Here is a 20335-nt window from a genome sequence, read left to right as displayed (position 1 = left end):
TATATGATTATATTAAAGATTGGGGGCAGTGCTTTAACAATAAAAGATGCTGATAAGCCCACTATAGATGAAGTTAACTTAGATAGAATAGCTCAAGAAGTATCTGCATATAATGAAGATATGGTGATAGTGCACGGAGCAGGTTCATATGGACATATTTATGCAAAAAAATTTGGAATAGGTGATGTTATAGGTAATGTAAATGATCATCTATACAAGTTAGAAGGTCTCTGTAGAACACAAGCTTCAGTACAACTACTAAATTATATAGTAGTAGAAAAATTACATGAAAAAGGAGTTCCAGCAATAGGAATAAAACCTTCCTCATTCATTGTAACAGATAATAAAAGAATTGCAGTATGTGATACAAAAATCATAAAACAATACATAGATAATGGATTTGTACCAGTACTCTATGGTGATGCAGTACTAGATTATAATGATTATATTAAATTTGCAATAATATCTGGAGACCAATTAATAACATATCTTGCAAAAGAATTAAAAGCTGACCGTGTAATATTATCATCTGATGTAGATGGAATATACACAGATAATCCAAAAATAAATCCTGAAGCTAAGTTAATAGATATAGTAACAAAAGACACTAAATTAACCTTAACTGAAAATGAAGATCAAGCTGATGTAACTGGTGGAATGGGTGGAAAAATAAAAGAATTACTTCAACTAGCAGAAGAAGGAATAGAATCTCAAATAATAAATGCTGAAACACCAGGAAACATAAAACTAGCAGTATCCGGACAAGAAGTTAAAGGTACAATTATAAAATAATTATTTTCATCTATAATAAAAACTAATAGGAGGTTGATGAATAGTGATATCGGATAGAAAACTACAACATCTTGAAATATGTAAAAACTATGATGTAGAACATCATATAACAACAGGATTTGAAGATATAAATCTAGTTCATAGATCACTACCCGAAGTAGATTTTGAAGAAATTGACACATCCATAGAATTACTAGGTAAAAAACTAGATTCACCACTAATCATATCAGCAATAACCGGTGGACACACAGAAAGTAAAAGAATAAATGAAAACCTAGCAATAGCTACAGAAAATACAAATATAGCAATGGGTGTGGGAAGTCAAAGAGCAGGAATATCTAATCCTGAACTTAAAGATACATTTACAATAGTACGAGAAAGTGCACCACATGCAGTAATTATAGGAAATATAGGAGCACCTCAAGTAGAATATGCACCAAAAGCAATAGAAATGCTAGAAACAGATATGTTAGCAATTCATCTTAACCCACTACAGGAAATCATACAACCTGAAGGAGATATAAATGCAAAAGGATATGTTGAACATATCAAAGAAATATGTGATTCAACAAATATTCCAATAATAGCAAAAGAAACAGGTGCTGGAATAAGTATGGATGATGCTAGAATACTTGAAAAAATAGGTGTAGATGCCATTGATATTCAAGGAGTAGGTGGAACCAGTTGGGCTGCAGTAGAAACATACCGTGCAGATAATCCACATCTAGGAAATCTCTTCTGGGATTGGGGAATTACAACAGCTGTAAGTACAATAGAAGTTCTTGAATCAACAAATCTACCAGTAATTTCTTCAGGTGGAATAAGAAATGGTCTTGAAGCAGCAAAAGCAATAGCACTTGGAGCTGACTGTGTAGGTATGGCACTACCATTCTTAAAACATGCATACATGGGACATACATACATTGAAGAAAAAATAAATCAATTTACAAGAGAACTTAAAACAGCAATGTTTCTTGTTGGAGCATCTAACATAGATGAACTTAAAGAGAAAAAATTAATAATTACAGGAAAAACAAGAGAAATACTAAATGAACTTGAAATAGATACAAAAAAATATACAAGGAGGATATAATTTGACAATAGAAGTTATCGCAGTTGGAGGATATGAAGAAATTGGAAAAAACATGACTGCAGTAAAAGTAAATGATGATGTAGTTATATTTGATATGGGAATACACCTTGATAGATTACATATCCATGAAGATACGGATATTGCAAGAATGCATAGTTTAGATCTCATTGAAAGAGGAGTAATACCTGATGATACATTAATGAGAGAAGTAGATGGGAAAGTAAGGGCAATAGTATGTACTCATGGTCACCTTGACCATATAGGAGCTATAGCAAAGCTGGCACATAGATATGAAGCACCAATTATTGCATCACCATATACACTAGCATTAATAGAAAAAACAATAAAAAGTGAACGTAAATTCAAAGTAAATAATCCATTAAAGACTTTAAATCCTGGAGAAAAACTACAAATCTCACCAAACTTAACTCTTGAATTTGTAAGAACAACTCATAGTATACCACAAACAATCACAGCAGCATTACACACTCCTGAAGGAGTAATTGTATATGCAAACGACTTTAAATTTGATAATCATCAAATGGTATCACCACCACCTGATTACAGACGTTTCAGAGAATTAGGTAAAAAAGGTGTTAAAGCAACAATTCTTGATACAACAAACATCAAAGAAAAAAATCAAGGAAAAACACACTCTGAAAAAATAGCAAGAGACTTATTAAAAGATGTTCTAAAAGGACCTTTAGAAGAAAGAAAAGGACTTATTGTAACAACTTTTTCAAGTCATATTGAAAGAATACAAGCAATAACAAAAATTGCAGAAAGAAGTAGAAGAAAAATAATGATTCTTGGACGTTCAATGGAAAGATACTGTTCACTAGCAGAATCAATGGGAATACTTAACTTACCTCGTAATGTAAGTTTATATGGTAATTCCAAAGCAATTAACAAAGCATTATCTCGTGCTAATGATAATAGATCAAAATACATGTTACTAGTAACAGGACATCAAGGAGAACCAGATGCATTACTTCCAAGAATAGCAAATAATAAAACAAATTATGAAATAAGACCGGGAGATAATGTGATATTCTCTGCTACAACAATTCCTAATCCGATAAATATTGCAAATCGTGATTTATTAGATAGAAGACTTAGAGAAAGAGGAGCAAGAGTTTATAATAATATACATGTTTCCGGACATGCAGGACCAGAAGATTTAAGAGACTTTGTAAGAATGTTAAACCCACAACATTTAATACCAGCACACGGGGACTTAAGTAACCTTGCAGCATTTGTAGAATTAGCTGAACAAGAAGGATATAAATTAGGAAATGATGTTCACATACTAAGAAATGGACAAGCACAAGTATTTAATAGGTGATTAAAATGGATGTAACTGATATATTAAAAGCATACTCTGAAGATGTAGATAAAGAAATAAGAGAAGCATTAAGCACATTAGAACCTGAAAGTTTACATGATTCTTCAGCACACTTAATTAAAGCTGGAGGAAAAAAATTCAGGCCAGCACTAACAGTTTTAAGTTGTCAAGCAGTAGGTGGAGATACTGATAAAGCATTAAAAACTGCTGCTTCTCTTGAATTAATTCATACTTTCAGTCTTATTCATGATGATTTAATGGATAATGATGATACTCGAAGAGGAATGCCTGCTGTACATAAAAAATGGGGTGATGCATTAGCAATTCTTGCTGGAGACACATTATTTGCAAAAGCATATGAAACTATTATTAAAACAGCAGATGAAAACATACCTTATGAACGTGTAATTGATGCATTAAGAGTTTTAGTAGATTCTTGTATTAAAATATGTGAAGGACAAGCTCTTGACATGGCATTTGAAGATACTTTTGAAGTAACTAAAGATGAATATATGAACATGATTTATAAGAAAACTGGTGCATTAATAACAGGAGCAACAACTGCTGGAGCTATTATTGGTGGAGCAAACTCTCTTCAAATTGAAGCATTAAGAATTTATGGTAGAAAAGTAGGTCTTGCTTTCCAAATACAAGATGATTATATAGATCTCACTGGTGATGAATCAATTGGTAAACCTGTAGGTAGTGACCTTGTAGAAGGTAAAAAAACACTCATGGTTATATATGCATTAGAAAAAGCAAATTCTGATGATCGTGCACGCTTAGTTGAATTACTTGAAGCAAATGATGAAAGTATTATACCAGAAGCTATGGACTTATTAAATAAATATGGTGCAATTACATATGCAAGAAATGTAGCATATGATTGTGTAATTGAGGCTAAATCAGCACTTGCTGTACTTCCAGATAGTGATGCTAAGGAAGCATTATTTAAATTAGCTGACTTTGTATTTAGTAGAAAAGCTTAATTATAAATAATATACTCCCCTTCTTTTTTTTATTTTTAATTTCATTATACTTGATTTAGTATTCTAATAACCTATCTTTCCTATTTATCACAACATGTTCCATTTTTTATAAAACTTTATAAAGTTTAATTTAAATAAATATATACTAGAATAATTTGTTTTTATTCATTATTTTAATAATATCTATTATGAATAATGTATTTATTTATAAAAATGGAGGAAAAGATTATTTTTAATAAAAAACATCTTATTTTAACTTCATTATTGATATTATTTATATTAACTTCAGTAGGAGCAATCTCAGCAACAAATTCTTCTAGTGATGATATGAATGATGTTCAAGACAGTTCAGTAAGTGTTCAAACACAAAGTACTGTTAATGAAGTTCAAAATATGAAATCAATAACTAATGAAAATATAACAAATATCAAATCATCAAATAATCAAAAAACATTATCCAAAGATACAAGTGACATAATATATGTAACCAGTAATGGTACAGGTGATGGTAAAACAATAAATAATGCAACAACACTTGAACAAGCATTATCACATATAACAAACAATGGAACAATACAATTAGTAACAAACAATAATGCAAATAGTGATACATACAAGTTTAATAATCAACTAACAATTGACAATACCACAGTAAAAAGTGGAGCAACAATATTTTCAATAATTGGAATATATGGAAAAACAATAACCTTTGATGGACAAAACAAGACAAGAATACTACTTATAACTAATAAATATAACATAACAATAAAAAACATAGTATTTACAAATGCAAATTCAACAACAGGAGCAGCATTATACAACAAAGGAACAATAATACTTAAAAACAATACATTTATCAATAATAATGCAAACTTTGGTGCAGCATTATATTCAATGGGAAATTCAACAATAACAGATAATAATTACTTTATAGCAAACCATGTAACTAAAAATGGTGGAGCAATATATAACTATGGAGTAATGTATCTTAGAAACAATAACTTCACACAAAACACTGCAACTCAATGGAGTGGAGCAGTACATAATGCAAGAAACATAACAATAATGAACAATAGAATGGCATTAAACACAGCAGGACAACTTGGAGGAGCAATTACTAATAATGGTAATGCAACAATCACTGGAAACACTCTTAAACAAAATAGAGGTAAATATGGTGGAGCAATACATAATGGAGAATATGCACTCATTGAGAAAAATATAATCCGAGAAAATAATGCTTCCCAAACTGGTGGTGCAATTGCAAACAAAGGAATAGTAGTTGTAAAAGCAAATAATGCAACAACAAACAAAGCACAATATGGTGGATTCTTATATTCTAATAATACTACAAACATAACAGATAACAATATACTAACATATAACAGTGCAAGTAAGAATGGTGGAGCAATATATAATATTGGAACATTATATCTTAGAAATAATAATCTTACAGGAAATTCTGCAAGTAAAAATGGTGGAGCAGTAGATAATGAAAAAACTGCAATTATCATATATAATTCCATGATTAAAAATAGTGCAACATCTCTAGGTGGAGCAATATATAATAATGGTTTATGTGAAATGCCTGGAAATACATTTAGAAATAACACGGCTACATATGGTGGAGCAATATATAATAAAAACACCTCTGCATTATCAAGTTCTAAATTCAATGAAAATAGTGCAAAACAAGGTGGAGCAATATATAATGCTAATCTTTTAACAATGGCTAGTTGTACTGGAATAAATGCAACTAATATTTATAACAGTGCTAATGCTACATTAAATACTACAATGAAATATATTTCAACAAAAATATCTGTAAAATCAATCAATACAACAACAGGTAATGTTGTAATATTTAATGCTACAGTATTAGATGTGGTAGGTAATAAATTAAATATAGGTCGAGTACAATTCTATGTAAATGGAACAAGTATGGGATTTGCAAAGGTTTCAAATGGAATAGCTTCACTCAGCAATAGATTATCAGTTCTTAATGCAGGAACTTATACTATAACTGCTGTGTATACTGCAGATAACATATATAACTCAGTTAATGGTACTGCAAAATTAGTGTTAAATAAGATTATAACTAAAACCACTTCTTCAAAAATAAATATTACTATAGGTCAAACTGGTACATCAACAGTTAATGTAACTGATAATAATGGAAAAGCTGTTGGTACAGGAAGTGTAACTGTAAGTGTAAATAATGCAGTAATTGGTACATATAATTTAACAAATGGTTCTGTAAAATTCACATATAAACCAGCAAATACATTTGCTAATAGTAATATTACACTAAAAGTAGTATATAATGGAAATGGTGCATATAACAGATCCACATATACGGGAAGTATAACTGTAAAAGGATTAAATGAAGTTTACGTAAGTAAAAATGGTAATAATTCAAATATTGGTAGTAAATCAAGTCCATATAAAACAATTGGATATGCATTAAGTCATGTAGCTATTAATGGTACAGTATATGTAACTGCTGGAACATATTATGAAAATAATCTAACCACTACACGTTCTGTTAATATAACTGGTTTAAGTAATCCTAACTCAGTAATATTATCAGGTAGTAATAAAAAAGGGTACTTATTTGCAAATAATGGTAATGAATCCACAGTAAATATTAGAAATATAACATTTACAAATTCCACTACTGCTTCCTCATTAACAGGTACAGTTTCATCTATTGGTGTAATATATGTGGATAATTGTGTATTTGATAATCTTAAAGCAAATGAAAGTTTATCCGCATCTGCTATATATGCAACAGGATATCTTGTAATGTATAATACAACAATTAGAAATAATAAAATGTATAAAACAAGTGATTCTACTATAATTAATACTGGAAATAATATTGTATTAGTGGATATAAAATTCATTAACAATGCAGCATCAGGAAATAATGCTGGTGGAACTGCATTATACTTGATAAATTCAAATACAACAGTTTATAACTGTACATTTATAAATAATACAGCAACGGGAGTAAATGCAACAGGTGGAGCAATTAAGAAAGTATCTGGTAATTTATCATTAAATAATAATACATTTATAAATAATACTGTATCTGGAACAGGATATGTATTTGGTGGAGCAGTAGCTAACTTTAATGGTCAGTTATATGTATTAAATACTACATTTAATAGTAATTCTGCTAAATCAACTAACTCTGTAGCTGGTGCTGGAGCATTATATAATCAAAATACAATATTATTAGTATATAACTCTACTTTCCGTTCAAACACAGCAACTGGAAAAAATACCTATGGTGGAGCAACATATAATTATATAACTTATGCATCCTATGTAAACAGTGTATTTACAGCTAATAAGGCAACTTCAACAGGTATGTCTATTGGTGGAGCAGTGTACTTCTATAGTGGTACATTAACTTCTAGTTACACAAGATTTACAAATAACTTAGCTAAAGGTAAAACAGTATATGGTGGAGCATTCTACTTTGAAGGTTCATCATTAAATATAACTAAAGCAGTATTCACAAGCAATGTTGCAAACAGTACTAATTCATCTGCTGGTGGAGCTATGATGATAGATGCTAATGCTACAATTACAAATAGTAATTTCACATCAAACCATGCTATAGGTACATATAATGGTGGAGGAGCTATTGTAACTGTAGGTAATTTAACAGCAAATAAAAATAATTTCATAAGTAATGTTGCAAGTGCTGCTGGAAGTGCAATATCTAATGGTGGAACTATTAAGTCTATTAATGGTAACTATTGGGGATCTACTTCTCCAAGTTGGACTAGTTTATTATATAATATGAATAAACCTTCAAGTTACTCTAAGACTAAATTATCAAATTAGGGAGATAATTTTCTTCTTAATTTCTCATTTTTTTTATTCTTTTTTTCATGACTTCTTTAATATCTTTGAATCTATTTTTTCAACACAATGTATATATAACTCATAATAATATATAGTATATATATAGAGGTAATATTATGCAATTAACAAGTAAAGCAAAAGAAAACTATGAAAAATTTTTACAAAATTACAATTCAACACTAGAAGAAACAGACCCAGAATTAGCAGAAATACTAAGAAACTTCATATATGATGAAGTAGAAGAAAACAGCCTACTACCCGACCGAAGTAAAATGCTAATAATACTAGCAACGCTAATAACAAACCAATCCACAAAATTATATGAAATCATGCTACAATCAGCAGTAAATATAGGTATTAAAGCAATAGAAATAAAAGAAGTATTATACCAAACAATACCATATGCAGGACTATCCAAAGTATATGATTTTATAGATATAACAAACCAAGTATTTGACGAAATAGGAATAGATATACCACTACCAGGACAATCAACAACAAATCATGAAAACAGGAAACAAAAAGGACATAACATACAAGTAGACTACTTTGGAGAAGAAAATATCAACACAATGAATGAAAATACACCAAATGGACAAAAACACTTTAATGACTACTTAGAAGGCTTCTGTTTTGGAGATTTTTATACTAGAACAGGACTCACAGATCAAGATAGAGAACTAATAACATTCACAATACTATTATCTCTTAGAGGATGTGAAAATCAACTAAGAGGACATACTGCAGCAAATCTAACTGTAGGAAATGATAAACAAACACTTATATATGCGATAACAACTTTAATGCCATATATTGGTTTTCCAAGAACACTCAATGCATTAGCAATTGTAAATGAAATATGTAACGGGGAGGATAAATTATGTCAAAACCATTAATAATATACTATTCACGTAATGGAGAAAACTACTCAAATGGAGAAATAATTAATTTACCTATTGGAAATGCAGAAAGAATAACAAATTACATTCAAGAAAAAACAGGTGCAGATACATTCAAAGTAGAAACAATACAAGAATATCCAAAAGATTATATGAAAACCACAGAAATTGCAGAAGAAGAACTAAAAAACAATGCAAGACCTGAACTTAAAAAATACTTGGATAATATAAATGAGTATGATGAAATTTACATATGCTCACCAAATTGGTGGGAAACACTACCTATGGCAATGTTTTCTCAACTAGAAAAACTTGACTTTGAACAAAAAACAGTAAAAACAGTCATAACACATGAAGGATCAGAAATAGGTCGTGTAATGAGAGATATTCATAAATTATGTGAAGGTGCAGATATTAAAAAAGCAATTGCAATACATGGAAGCAATATTGATTCTGAAATAACTAAAGTTGATTGTTTAATTAATGAATAAATCATAAACCCCCACTCTTTTTTTTATAAATCTCATAAACTATTAACACTATTATTAACATAATTATATACAACAATTTATTAATCTAATTTTTAAAATAAGGATAATATGATAAAACAAGTAAGTTGCACATGTACTGGTGAAAAAATATATGGACTTGCATATATCCCATATGAAAACAAGAAATATCCAACAGTTATATTTGCACATGGGTTTTATGTTAATCATACATACTTCACAGATTATGCAGAAAAGTTATTAGAACATGGAATTGCTAGTTATATTTTTGATTTTCGTGGAGGAAAAGTAGAAAATAAAAGTGATGGTAATCTACTAACCACTTCAGTACTAACAGAAATAGATGATTTAACAGAAGTGGTACATAGAATCAAAAATGAAGAATTCGTAGATGAAAATAACCTATATCTTCTAGGACATAGTCAAGGAGGATATGTATCATCAGTAGTAGCCTCACGAAATCCTACATTATTCAAAACATTATTTCTATTAGCTCCTGGCTTTCTAATACCTGATGTAATGAAGAAAATGACATTACCTGATGATGGTGAACTTACAGCTAATATTGCAGGTTATGTTTCACAAAAATACATATTAGATGGACGTAAATTAGATATTTATAATGAAATCACAAATTATAAAGGACCTGTCCATATATTTCATGGCTCTAAGGATAGTGCAGTAGCACTTAACTATTCACAAAAAGCAGTTAACTTATATAAAAATGCAGATTTAACAATAATCGATGGTGAACATCATAACTTCAGAGAAAAAGGAAAAACAATAGTCTTTAATAAAATACTAGAAGTAATCAAGGGGAATAAACATGATAAAAGAGGCAAATTGTACAATTAATAATGAAAATATATATGGCTTATTATATCTTCCAGATAATATTGATGATAAAATACCATTAGTTGTATTATCTCATGGATTATCCTTAAATCATACATTTATGAAGGCATATGCTGAAAAATTATTAAAAAAGGGTATTGCAAGTTATATCTTTGACTTTAGAGGTGGTGGTTATGGGTGTATGAGTGATGGTAAAATAAGTGATATGTCATTATTAACAGAAATTGATGATTTAAATACAGTCATGGATTATATTAAATCACTAGATTATGTGGATGAGAATAAAATATATCTAGCAGGTCATAGTCAAGGTGGATTAATTAGTAGTCTAGTAGCACCACGAAGAAGTGATGTAAGAGCAATGTTTTTATTTGCACCAGCATATGTTATTGTAGATGATGTTTTAAATATGGAAGATATGCGTGAAAAAAGTGTTATGACACTCATGCCTGAACATACAGGAAAAACATATATTGAAGGGGCAAAATCAATTAACTTATATGATGATATTAAAGACTATTCAGGACGTGTATATCTGTTTCATGGAGGCAAAGATACAAGAGTACCACTTAATTATGTAGTTGAAGCTGATAAAATATATAGTAATTCTACATTGTTTGTGTTTGATGATGAAGAACATAGATTTACTGATTCAGTTAAAGATTTAGTAATAGAAACAATTAGTCAAGTAATATCACGTGATTAAAAAAAACCACTTCTCTTTGACTATACATTTTATATAATTAAATTAAAGTAAAGTCATAGCTATTTTTTTATGTAATTATAAAGAAATATAATAAATAGAATATTTGATTCTTTAATAAGAGTATAATTATTACAAATAATATGGAGATTATTTATAATGGCTAATCCAAATAAAAAAGTAAAAAGACCTGATGGCTTAGGAAAATTATTCAGATACAAAACAGATGAAGATAAAATACTAACATTACCAATTGAACAATTACTAATAGATAATTACATATACCTACACAGAGCAGTGAAAAAAGAAAACTTCTATATAATGCCTGAAGACTCATGCTACTTTTTCAAAGAAATAGTATATGATAATGAAGTAGTAGGATTTGCAACATATCGTGCAAGTAGAGTAAATGAAGATTCTCTTGTAATGCAATACATGTACATACTACCTGATTACAGAAATAAAGGATTACTAGTAGAAGAAATAGATGATGCATCACTACTATTTGAATCAAACATAATAATAGAATATCCAACAAAACAAGTAGTAGAAGAATTACTAAAACATAAACTAGCAAGAAGATTCAATGATAGATATGTAGTATCAAGAGTACCATTTATAGTACCAATGGTATCAATAGAAGATGCAACAAGTGGAGTAGTACGTGAGGAATTTAATTTAAAAGAAACTAAGGGATACAGTAAATTATCACTAGTATATGATTTAGAATTATGTGCAGTAGTAGGATTAGCATCAGAACATGCAGAAAACATGTTTGTAGAAGAAGAAATTTCTGATGATGCAGATATAAATGATTATAATACAATGAGTCTTCCACTAAGAAGTGATGATAAAGAATTTGACTGTATAAACAAGAGAAGAAATGATTCTCAAATAAATGATGGAACATACTTTAAAGCAGTTAGAAAAATTATGGATGATCAAAATGACATAATTCAAAACTGGCTAACTATACTATAATTAACCTCAACTCCTCCTTTTTTTTAAAAAAAATAATTCTATTTTTACATGGAGAAATATCTAAACAAAAAAAGGTTTCACAGTAACTTCAAAACATAGTATTAGAACAGTAGACACATGGACTGTTAGATTTGATTTAATGGATAAAGTAGAAGTTGATAAAAAAATATTAAAAATCGATGAACAATTTAGATGAAATAATACATATAATAAAAGATAAAGAATCCGAAATATATGTAAACGTAAACTTCCAAAATTCTTATCAAATCAATTCCATAAACTATAACTAAAGCTAGAAAAACAGAACACTTACATATAACAGGTGATTGTACTGGATGTAAACTATGTGAAAAACAATGTCCAATAAAAGCAATAGAAATACAAGATAAAAACCATTATGGATAAAGTCTGAATGTTTAATGTGTTTAAGATGTTTACATAATTGTCATACATTTGCAATACAATATGATGATAAAACACAAAAACATGGACAATATATAAATCCACATATAAAAGTTAGACTAAATTAATTAACTAATAACCATCACTTCTTTTTTTAATAGTATTTGTAACTTCTAAGTAACTTAAACTTTATAAGTAAATTTATCATATATCTTAAAAATAAGAACGTTAGGATAAAAAAAAATAAAAATTAACAATTACTTGGAGAACAAGAAATGGAAAATATTGATTATTTAATAGAATACCTACTAAGAGAAAATCCACAAATAAAAATTAACAATAATCTAAATACATTCAAGGATAAACTCCAAATATATCGTAGTCTAGTAAATATAAGACAGGCAAAACCAATAAGTGACAAATACCTTGAAAAAGAACAAGAATTACTAAGTTATATACGGAAAAGTAAATCTACAATAAAACAGGAAGATATAATTAAACTAAATGAAAGTAATCCTACTAATCATGAAAACAATGATAATATAATCTCATTATGGAAGGGCGATATAACTACGCTTTCTGTTGAAGCAATAGTAAATGCAGCAAATTCGCAAGGATTAGGATGTTTTACACCATGCCATAACTGTATAGATAACCAGATAAATACATATGCAGGAGTAAGTCTAAGACTTGAATGTAATGAAATAATGAAAAATTACAACTATAACATACCCACTGGAGAAGCATTTATTACAAAAGCATATAATCTACCATCAAAACATGTAATTCACACAGTAGGACCAATAATAGAAGATCATGTAACAAAAAAACATGAAAGACTATTAGCAAACTGTTATACTAATTCACTGGAACTAGCAAGAGAAAATAATATAAGAAGTATTGCATTTCCTTGTATATCAACAGGAGTATTCAGATTTCCAATAGAACTTGCATCAAAAATAGCAGTAAAAACAGTAGATAATTATTTAGATAAATATTATGAATCATTTGATAATGTAATATTTAACTTATACACTAAAGGAGATGTTGAAATATATGAAAGAACTATCTGAAAGAATAGAAAAATTAACAAAACTAATTAATGAAGCAGAATATATAATAATAGGTGCTGGGGCAGGACTATCTACAGCAGCAGGAATAGATTATGGTGGAGAAAGATTTAAAAAAAATTTCTCGGATTATATAGAAAAATATGACTTTACAGACATGTATTCATCAGGTTTTTATCCTTTTGAAACAGAAGAAGAAAAATGGGCCTACTGGGCAAGACATATTTATCTAAATAGTACTGGAATGGAAGCTACAGAATTATATAAAAAATTACTAAAACTAGTTAAAGATGAAAAATACTTCATAATAACTACTAATGTAGATAATCAATTCATAAAAGCAGGATTTAATAGGAATAATATATTTGCAACACAGGGAAGTTATAATTTAATTCAATGTAAAAATGCATGTCATAATAAACTATATGATGCAACAGACTTAGTAGAAAAACTACGAGAAAACACATCTGTTGATTTAAAAGTTCCAACAGAACTAGTACCAAAATGTCCTATATGTGGTGGAGAAATGGATGTAAATCTACGTAAAGACCATTTATTTGTAGAAGATGACACATGGCATAAACAAAATAAAGCATACACTGATTTCATAAATAATGCAAAAAATTCAAAGACAGTCTTACTAGAGTTTGGTATAGGTTTTAACACTCCTGGAATTATAAGATTTCCTTTTGAATCAATGACTACAAAGATAAAAGAATGGAATTTAGCACGTTTTAACAAGGATTATCTAGAAATAGTTGTGGATTATCATGGTACTGGTAAATTAGTAAGTTGTGATTCACTTGATTCTATGAAATTACAAAATGATTTTCAAAATAGATATATTCCATTCTCGGAGGATATTGAATTGATATTAAATCAATTAATATAAGATATATTTTTCTTTAATTTTTTTAGAACCGTTTTTATTTTTTTTCTAAAAGTATCATTTAATTTATAAATAATTATCAATAAATAATAATTAAGATGATATTATGGATAGAGATAAAAAAATAATTAATACTAGTATTATAGGAATAATTGTTAACTTAATTCTAGTAGCATTTAAAGCAACAATAGGTATTCTTGTTAATTCTATAGCAATTACTTTAGATGCAGTAAATAACTTAACTGATGCTCTATCATCTATTATAACTATCATAGGTACCAAACTTGCAGGACGAGCTCCGGATAAAGATCATCCATATGGTTATGGTAGAATCGAATATTTTTCATCAGTAATTATTGCAGTAATTATATTATGGGCTGGTTTAACAGCATTACAAGAATCATTTCCAAAGATATTTGCGCCCGATGTAACAGGATATACAACAGTATCACTTATTATAATAGCTGTAGCAGTTGTTGTTAAATTTGTTCTTGGAAGGTATGTTAAAGGTATTGGGGAGGATATTAATTCGCAAGCACTTGTAGCTTCAGGTAGTGATGCATTTTTTGATTCAATTTTATCATTATCAACACTTGTTGCTGCTATTATAAGTTTAATCTGGAATATAAGTTTAGAAGGTATTCTTGGAGTAATAATTGCTATTGTTATTATAAAAGCAAGTATTGAAATGCTTCAAGAAACTGTAAATAGTATGATTGGTTCACGTATAGATTCTGAATTATCTTTGAAAATTAAAGATAAAATTAATTCATTTGATAAAGTTCATGGAAGCTATGATTTAGTTCTTCATAATTATGGGCCTGAGCAAAGTATTGGTTCTGTGCATATTGAAGTTGATGATACATTAACAGCTAAACAAATTCATGTTCTTAGTAATATGATTTCTGGAACAATTTATGATGATTTGGTGTAACATTAACTATTGGTGTTTATGCATCAAATGATAGTGATGAACTAGTATCTACAATTAAATCTGATTTAAAGGATATTTCAAGTAAATATCCTGAGGTTCTTGAAATGCATGGATTTTATATTTATGAAGAAGAAAATATCGTCTCTTTTGATTTAATTGTTGACTTTGAAGCAGATCGTGAACAAGTGAAATTAGAAATAATTAACCAACTTAAAGAAAAACATCCTGATTATCAGTATATGATAGTTGATGATTATGATATTAGTGATTAGATATAATCACTTCTCTTTTTTATCTTTTTTTTAAGAAATATTTAAATAATATTTATAATATACTTTGTATAAGTTTATAAAGAAAATTTAAATAATATTTTTTGAGGAGCTTATTACTTATGAGGATTGCAATAAGATATTATACTAAAAGTGGAAACACTGAAAAATTAGCTAATGCAATATCTGAGGTTATTGGTGTGGAAGCTAAGAGAGTCTCTGAACCTTTAACTGATGATGTTGACATATTATTTTTAGGTAGTAGTGTTTATGCTGCTGGTGTATCCTCTGATGTGAAGAAATTTATTAAAGAGATTAATGTTAATGTAGGTCAAGTAGTAAACTTTAGTTCAGCTGCTTTAATTGAATCAACATATAGTCAAGTTAAAAAATTAGTTGAAGCAAAGAAATTAGTAATGTCTAGTGAAGAATTCCATTGTCGTGGTTCTTTTCACATGTTACATAGAAATAAACCAGATGAATCTGATTTAGAAAATATTAAATTATTTGCTAAAAAAATAATTAATGAATGATTATTTTAGAATTAAATTGAGGGGATAATTATGTCAGTATATGATTTTGAAGTTAGAGATGATCAAGGAAATTTAGTTTCCTTAAAAGACTATGAAGGAAAAGTATTATTAATTGTTAATTCTGCTACTGAATGTGGTTTTACTCCACAATACACAGAATTAACTGAAATTTATAATGAATTTAAAGATGAAGGATTTGTTATTCTTGATTTCCCATGTAATCAATTTGGTGGTCAAGCACCAGGTACAATATCTGAAATTAAGGAAACATGTAGACTTAAATTCCTTGTTGAATATCCTATTTTTGATAAAATAGATGTTAATGGTGATAATGCTAGTGAGTTATATGAATATCTTAAGAATGAAAAAGGATTTGAAGGATTTGATGAAGATCATGAATTAACTCCTATTCTTGATGATATTATCAGTAAAATTGATGCTGATTATAAAAATAATAATGATATTAAATGGAATTTCACTAAGTTTTTAATTGACCGTGAAGGTAATGTTGTAGCTAGATTTGAACCTACAAAGGATTTAAGTATAGTTAAAAATGAAATTAAAGAGTTATTATGATGAAAATAGACATAAGATATTATACTAAATCGGGACATACTGAAAAATTAGCTAATGCTATTTCAGAAGTTATAAATGTTCCAGCTAAACCTATCAGTGAGAAATTAGATGAAGATATTGATATTCTTTTTTTAGGTAGTAGTATTTATGGTAATTCTATTGATCCAACATTACCTAAATTTTTTAATGATATTGATGTTAATATTGGTTCTATTGTAAGTTTTAGTACTGCAGGTGTTATGGAATCTACTTATGAACAGATAGTTGAACTTGCTAATTTATATGGTATTTCTGTTGATAAAAGAGAGTTTCATTGTCGTGGTGAGTTTGCTGGTATTAATAAAGGTAGGCCAAATAGTGCTGATGTTGAGAATATTAAACGGTTTGTTAGAGATATTCTTGACTAAACTTATTTTTTTTATAAATATTTATATAGTATAAATTATAGAGTATTGTTATAGTTATAAAATTAACAATGTTAATTTTTATGTTTTCAAATTCAAAAATAAACTTATTAAAAAAATTACTTAAAATGTTTTTCTAAAAGAAAACATTTAACTATTATTATAAATAACTTAATCTACAAAAAATAGTATAGAATAGGTGATACAAGTACTTAAAGTTATTATAGTAATATTCAAGTAAAATAAAAATAAAAAAATTCAAACCGAATAAATTTATATCATATTCAAAAAAGGGGGGTGGTGATATGTGTGAATTATTTGGTGTAAGTTGTAGTCATTGTGTTCAAATAAATGACTATTTAGAATCATTCTATAAACACTGCGAAAATCATCCACATGGATGGGGATTAGCATTAATGCAAGATAATCAATCAATAATTGATAAACAACCAATGAAAGCATTAGATAGTGAATATTTAAGACAATTACTAGATAGTCCTATATTTGCAGAACATGCATTTGCACATATAAGACTAGCAACAATGGGTTATATAGATTCATTTAATTGTCATCCTTTCTTGAATATTGATAAAACAGGACGAACATGGACATTAATACATAATGGAACAATATTTAAGAGTGAATTATTAGACAAGTACATTTCATCACAAATCGGGGAAACAGACTCGGAAAGAGTCTTAATGTATATTATAGATAAAATAAATGAAATAGAATCAAAAAGATCAGAACCATTGGATGATAAGGAAATGTTTCACTTGCTAGAAACAATAATATCTACACTAGCTGAAGGTAATAAATTAAATTTAATGATATATAATGGTTCAACAATGTATATCCACACAAACTGTGATGGTGGAATACACTACTTAGAAAAAAATGACACTATATACTTTTCCACAACAAAATTAAGTGATGAAAACTGGAAAAAAGTACCTATAAATACAGTATATGCAATAAAAAATGGATCAGTCATATATAAGGGAAAAAAACATGAATATGAATATATACTTTCAGAAGATCAATTTAAGTTCTTACTAGAAATAATGAGTCCTGAAATGAAAGCAGGTTTAATAGAACAATTTGGTGAGTTAAGTGCAGAAAAAATCATCCACCCAAGTAAGTAATGATAATGTAAAAAAAGAATTATATAAGAGGTTTATTGAACCTACGATGCATGGCAGGAAAGATTTTATTGGAATTGAAATAGAAATACCTATATTAAATCTAGAAAAAAAACCAGTAAACTTTCTAATAGTACATGAAATTACACAAGAATTTGAAGATAATTATCCATCATTTTCTCGTCAAAACATAGATCATGATGGACATGTATGTTCACTAATCAATAAAGAAAATGGTGATATAATATCATATGATTGTTCATATAATAATCTTGAATTCTCATTTGGTATAGTAAAAAATCTATTTGAAGTAGATGAAAGATTCAAAGAATACTATACATTCTTCAAAAATGCCTTTGAAAAGCATAATCATACACTAACAGGTATAGGAATAAATCCATATAGGATATATAACCATCATGTTCCAATTCCCAATGAAAGATATAGAATGTTATTTCATCATTTATGTTCTTATTCCAAGTACTCAAAATTACCAAAATACTTTCATGATCACCCCGAATATGGAATGTTTTCAAGTGCATCACAAGTACAGTTAGATGTAGAAAAAGAAAATCTAGTAAAAACAATTAACGTGTTTTCAAAACTAGAACCCATTAAAGCCATACTATTTTCAAACTCAGTACTACTTGGCGAAAATGAAGATTTATTATGTTGTAGAGATATGTTCTGGCAAGATAGTACTCATGGTATAAATCCACATAATATTGGAATGTATGAAAAAGAACTCAAAAACATTGATGAATTAATAGAATATATTCAATCATTAAATATTTACTGTACTATGAGAAATGGATTATACATTAATTTTCCAACAATAAATATTATGAAATACTTTGAAAGTGAACACATAGAAGGAGAATATTGTGATAAAGGAGTTTATGATGCAATTACATTAACACCAGAATTAGGTGACATAGAATATTTACGTTCATTCAAATTCCTTGATTTAACATACCGTGGAACAATAGAATATAGAAGTGCATGTACACAGCCAATAAGTGATGCATTAACAGTTGCAGCTTTTCAATTAGGATTAAAAGATAAACTTGATGAATTAGATGACTTATTTGAAAAAGATACAATAATCTATCATCAAGGTTACACAGCATCTGAGCTACGTAAATTATTTGTTCAAAAAGATTTACCTGTATTTGTAGATGAAGACCAATTATATGAATTAATAATCACAGTTCTTGACATGTGTAAACAAGGTCTTATTGAAAGAGGACTAGGTGAAGAAAAATTCATTGAACCATTATATGAAAGAGCAAGAAATCATACAAATCCTGCTCGTAAAATGCTAGATAATCTAGATAACGGAGTATCCATTGAAGAAATAATTAAAGATTATGGAACTCTTAATTAAACTCCCTTCTTTTTTTTAGAATAATTTATACTGTATAACTAACATAATATAATTATAAAAAAAATAATAGGTAATTTATAATAAGGAGAAATAAATTATGAAAGTATTAGGAATAGTAGGAAGTCCAAGAAAAGATGGAAATTGTGATGTATTAGTAAAAGAATTTTTAGATGCAACAGATGCAGAAACAGAATACATATTTTTAAATCAAAAAAAATTATTTGGATGTAATGCATGTATGGCATGTGAAAATGGTGATTGTGTAATAGATGATGATGGTAATGAAATAATCAAGTCATTATTAGATGCAGATGTACTTGTATTTGCAACACCAATATACTATGGACAAATGACAGCACAAGCAAAAGCATTTGTAGATAGATTCTACCAAATTTCTAGAAATGCTGAAAAATCATTAGAAGGTAAAAAAGTAGTAACAATATTCACACAAGCACAACCTGAAAATGTATTTGGAGACTACATTGAATCATTCAAAACAATGCCATTTGGATACATGGGCATGGAAGTAATAGGAAATGTAACCGCTATGGGAACACAATCTAAAGGAGATAGTGATGAACTAGCTAAATACATTGATGAAGTAAAAGAAATTGCTTCAAATTTATAAACTCCACCTTTTAACCTTTTTTTTATAGAAATTAATTTTAACACAATCAACCTAAT

21 protein-coding genes are annotated in these 20335 nt (G+C 28.3%); all 21 read left to right on the top strand.

The features are described 5' to 3' along the window. The first annotated feature begins 3 nt into the window (after positions 1–3). Entirely contained in the window at positions 4–792 is a 789-nt protein-coding gene (locus NL43_RS06655; protein ID WP_069593276.1) for an isopentenyl phosphate kinase, read from the top strand. A gap of 43 nt (positions 793–835) precedes the next feature. Next, complete coding sequence (fni, locus tag NL43_RS06650) at positions 836–1885, top strand: type 2 isopentenyl-diphosphate Delta-isomerase (RefSeq protein WP_069593275.1); 1050 nt, start codon at positions 836–838, stop codon at positions 1883–1885. Position 1886: 1 nt separating this feature from the next. Beyond that, entirely contained in the window at positions 1887–3230 is a 1344-nt protein-coding gene (locus NL43_RS06645; RefSeq protein ID WP_069593274.1) for an RNase J family beta-CASP ribonuclease, read from the top strand. A gap of 5 nt (positions 3231–3235) precedes the next feature. Then, entirely contained in the window at positions 3236–4219 is a 984-nt protein-coding gene (gene idsA, locus NL43_RS06640) for a short chain isoprenyl diphosphate synthase IdsA (RefSeq protein WP_069593273.1), read from the top strand. A 264-nt stretch (positions 4220–4483) separates the two neighbouring features. Next, a complete protein-coding gene (locus NL43_RS06635) occupies positions 4484–8077 on the top strand; it encodes an Ig-like domain-containing protein (protein ID WP_158005562.1) in 3594 nt (1197 codons plus the stop codon). 137 nt (positions 8078–8214) lie between these two features. Beyond that, entirely contained in the window at positions 8215–8994 is a 780-nt protein-coding gene (locus NL43_RS06630) for a carboxymuconolactone decarboxylase family protein (RefSeq protein ID WP_069593271.1), read from the top strand. Then, on the top strand, positions 8979–9488 hold the full coding sequence (locus tag NL43_RS06625; RefSeq protein ID WP_069593270.1) for a flavodoxin: 510 nt from the start codon (positions 8979–8981) through the stop codon (positions 9486–9488). The genes NL43_RS06630 and NL43_RS06625 overlap by 16 nt, the downstream gene beginning before the upstream one ends. A gap of 108 nt (positions 9489–9596) precedes the next feature. Next, positions 9597–10361 (top strand): S9 family peptidase, encoded by a 765-nt coding sequence (locus NL43_RS06620; protein ID WP_069593269.1) that lies wholly within the window; start codon positions 9597–9599, stop codon positions 10359–10361. Further along, positions 10333–11067: a S9 family peptidase gene (locus tag NL43_RS06615; protein ID WP_069593268.1), complete on the top strand. Its 735-nt coding sequence runs from the start codon at positions 10333–10335 to the stop codon at positions 11065–11067. Before NL43_RS06620 ends, NL43_RS06615 begins: the two co-directional genes overlap by 29 nt. A gap of 156 nt (positions 11068–11223) precedes the next feature. After that, on the top strand, positions 11224–12045 hold the full coding sequence (locus NL43_RS06610; protein ID WP_069593267.1) for a GNAT family N-acetyltransferase: 822 nt from the start codon (positions 11224–11226) through the stop codon (positions 12043–12045). Positions 12046–12327: 282 nt separating this feature from the next. Beyond that, positions 12328–12450 carry a 4Fe-4S binding protein gene (locus NL43_RS08450; protein ID WP_371325645.1) on the top strand — a complete coding sequence of 41 codons (123 nt, stop codon included), beginning with the start codon at positions 12328–12330 and terminating at the stop codon, positions 12448–12450. Between the two features lie 272 nt (positions 12451–12722). After that, positions 12723–13520 carry a protein-ADP-ribose hydrolase gene (locus tag NL43_RS06600; RefSeq protein ID WP_069593266.1) on the top strand — a complete coding sequence of 266 codons (798 nt, stop codon included), beginning with the start codon at positions 12723–12725 and terminating at the stop codon, positions 13518–13520. Next, complete coding sequence (locus NL43_RS06595) at positions 13504–14409, top strand: Sir2 family NAD-dependent protein deacetylase (RefSeq protein ID WP_069593265.1); 906 nt, start codon at positions 13504–13506, stop codon at positions 14407–14409. The genes NL43_RS06600 and NL43_RS06595 overlap by 17 nt, the downstream gene beginning before the upstream one ends. Before the next feature lie 103 nt (positions 14410–14512). Further along, a complete protein-coding gene (locus NL43_RS06590) occupies positions 14513–15340 on the top strand; it encodes a cation diffusion facilitator family transporter (RefSeq protein ID WP_198923193.1) in 828 nt (275 codons plus the stop codon). A gap of 104 nt (positions 15341–15444) precedes the next feature. After that, on the top strand, positions 15445–15612 hold the full coding sequence (locus NL43_RS08365) for a hypothetical protein (protein ID WP_198923192.1): 168 nt from the start codon (positions 15445–15447) through the stop codon (positions 15610–15612). Between the two features lie 119 nt (positions 15613–15731). Next, on the top strand, positions 15732–16142 hold the full coding sequence (locus tag NL43_RS06585; RefSeq protein WP_069593264.1) for a flavodoxin family protein: 411 nt from the start codon (positions 15732–15734) through the stop codon (positions 16140–16142). A gap of 30 nt (positions 16143–16172) precedes the next feature. Beyond that, on the top strand, positions 16173–16718 hold the full coding sequence (locus NL43_RS06580; RefSeq protein ID WP_069593263.1) for a glutathione peroxidase: 546 nt from the start codon (positions 16173–16175) through the stop codon (positions 16716–16718). Next, positions 16715–17125: a flavodoxin gene (locus NL43_RS06575; protein ID WP_241776232.1), complete on the top strand. Its 411-nt coding sequence runs from the start codon at positions 16715–16717 to the stop codon at positions 17123–17125. The genes NL43_RS06580 and NL43_RS06575 overlap by 4 nt, the downstream gene beginning before the upstream one ends. 302 nt (positions 17126–17427) lie before the next feature. Then, a complete protein-coding gene (locus NL43_RS06570) occupies positions 17428–18267 on the top strand; it encodes a class II glutamine amidotransferase (protein WP_069593261.1) in 840 nt (279 codons plus the stop codon). After that, positions 18236–19651 (top strand): glutamylcysteine synthetase, encoded by a 1416-nt coding sequence (locus tag NL43_RS06565; protein ID WP_143741335.1) that lies wholly within the window; start codon positions 18236–18238, stop codon positions 19649–19651. Before NL43_RS06570 ends, NL43_RS06565 begins: the two co-directional genes overlap by 32 nt. A gap of 97 nt (positions 19652–19748) precedes the next feature. Next, entirely contained in the window at positions 19749–20279 is a 531-nt protein-coding gene (locus tag NL43_RS06560; protein WP_069593260.1) for a flavodoxin family protein, read from the top strand. The last annotated feature ends 56 nt before the right edge of the window (positions 20280–20335 follow it).

The sequence above is a fragment of the Methanosphaera sp. WGK6 genome (genome assembly GCF_001729965.1).
Taxonomy (GTDB): domain Archaea; phylum Methanobacteriota; class Methanobacteria; order Methanobacteriales; family Methanobacteriaceae; genus Methanosphaera.
Note: the sequence above shows the minus strand (reverse complement) of the source record. Positions and strands in the feature narration are given on the sequence as shown.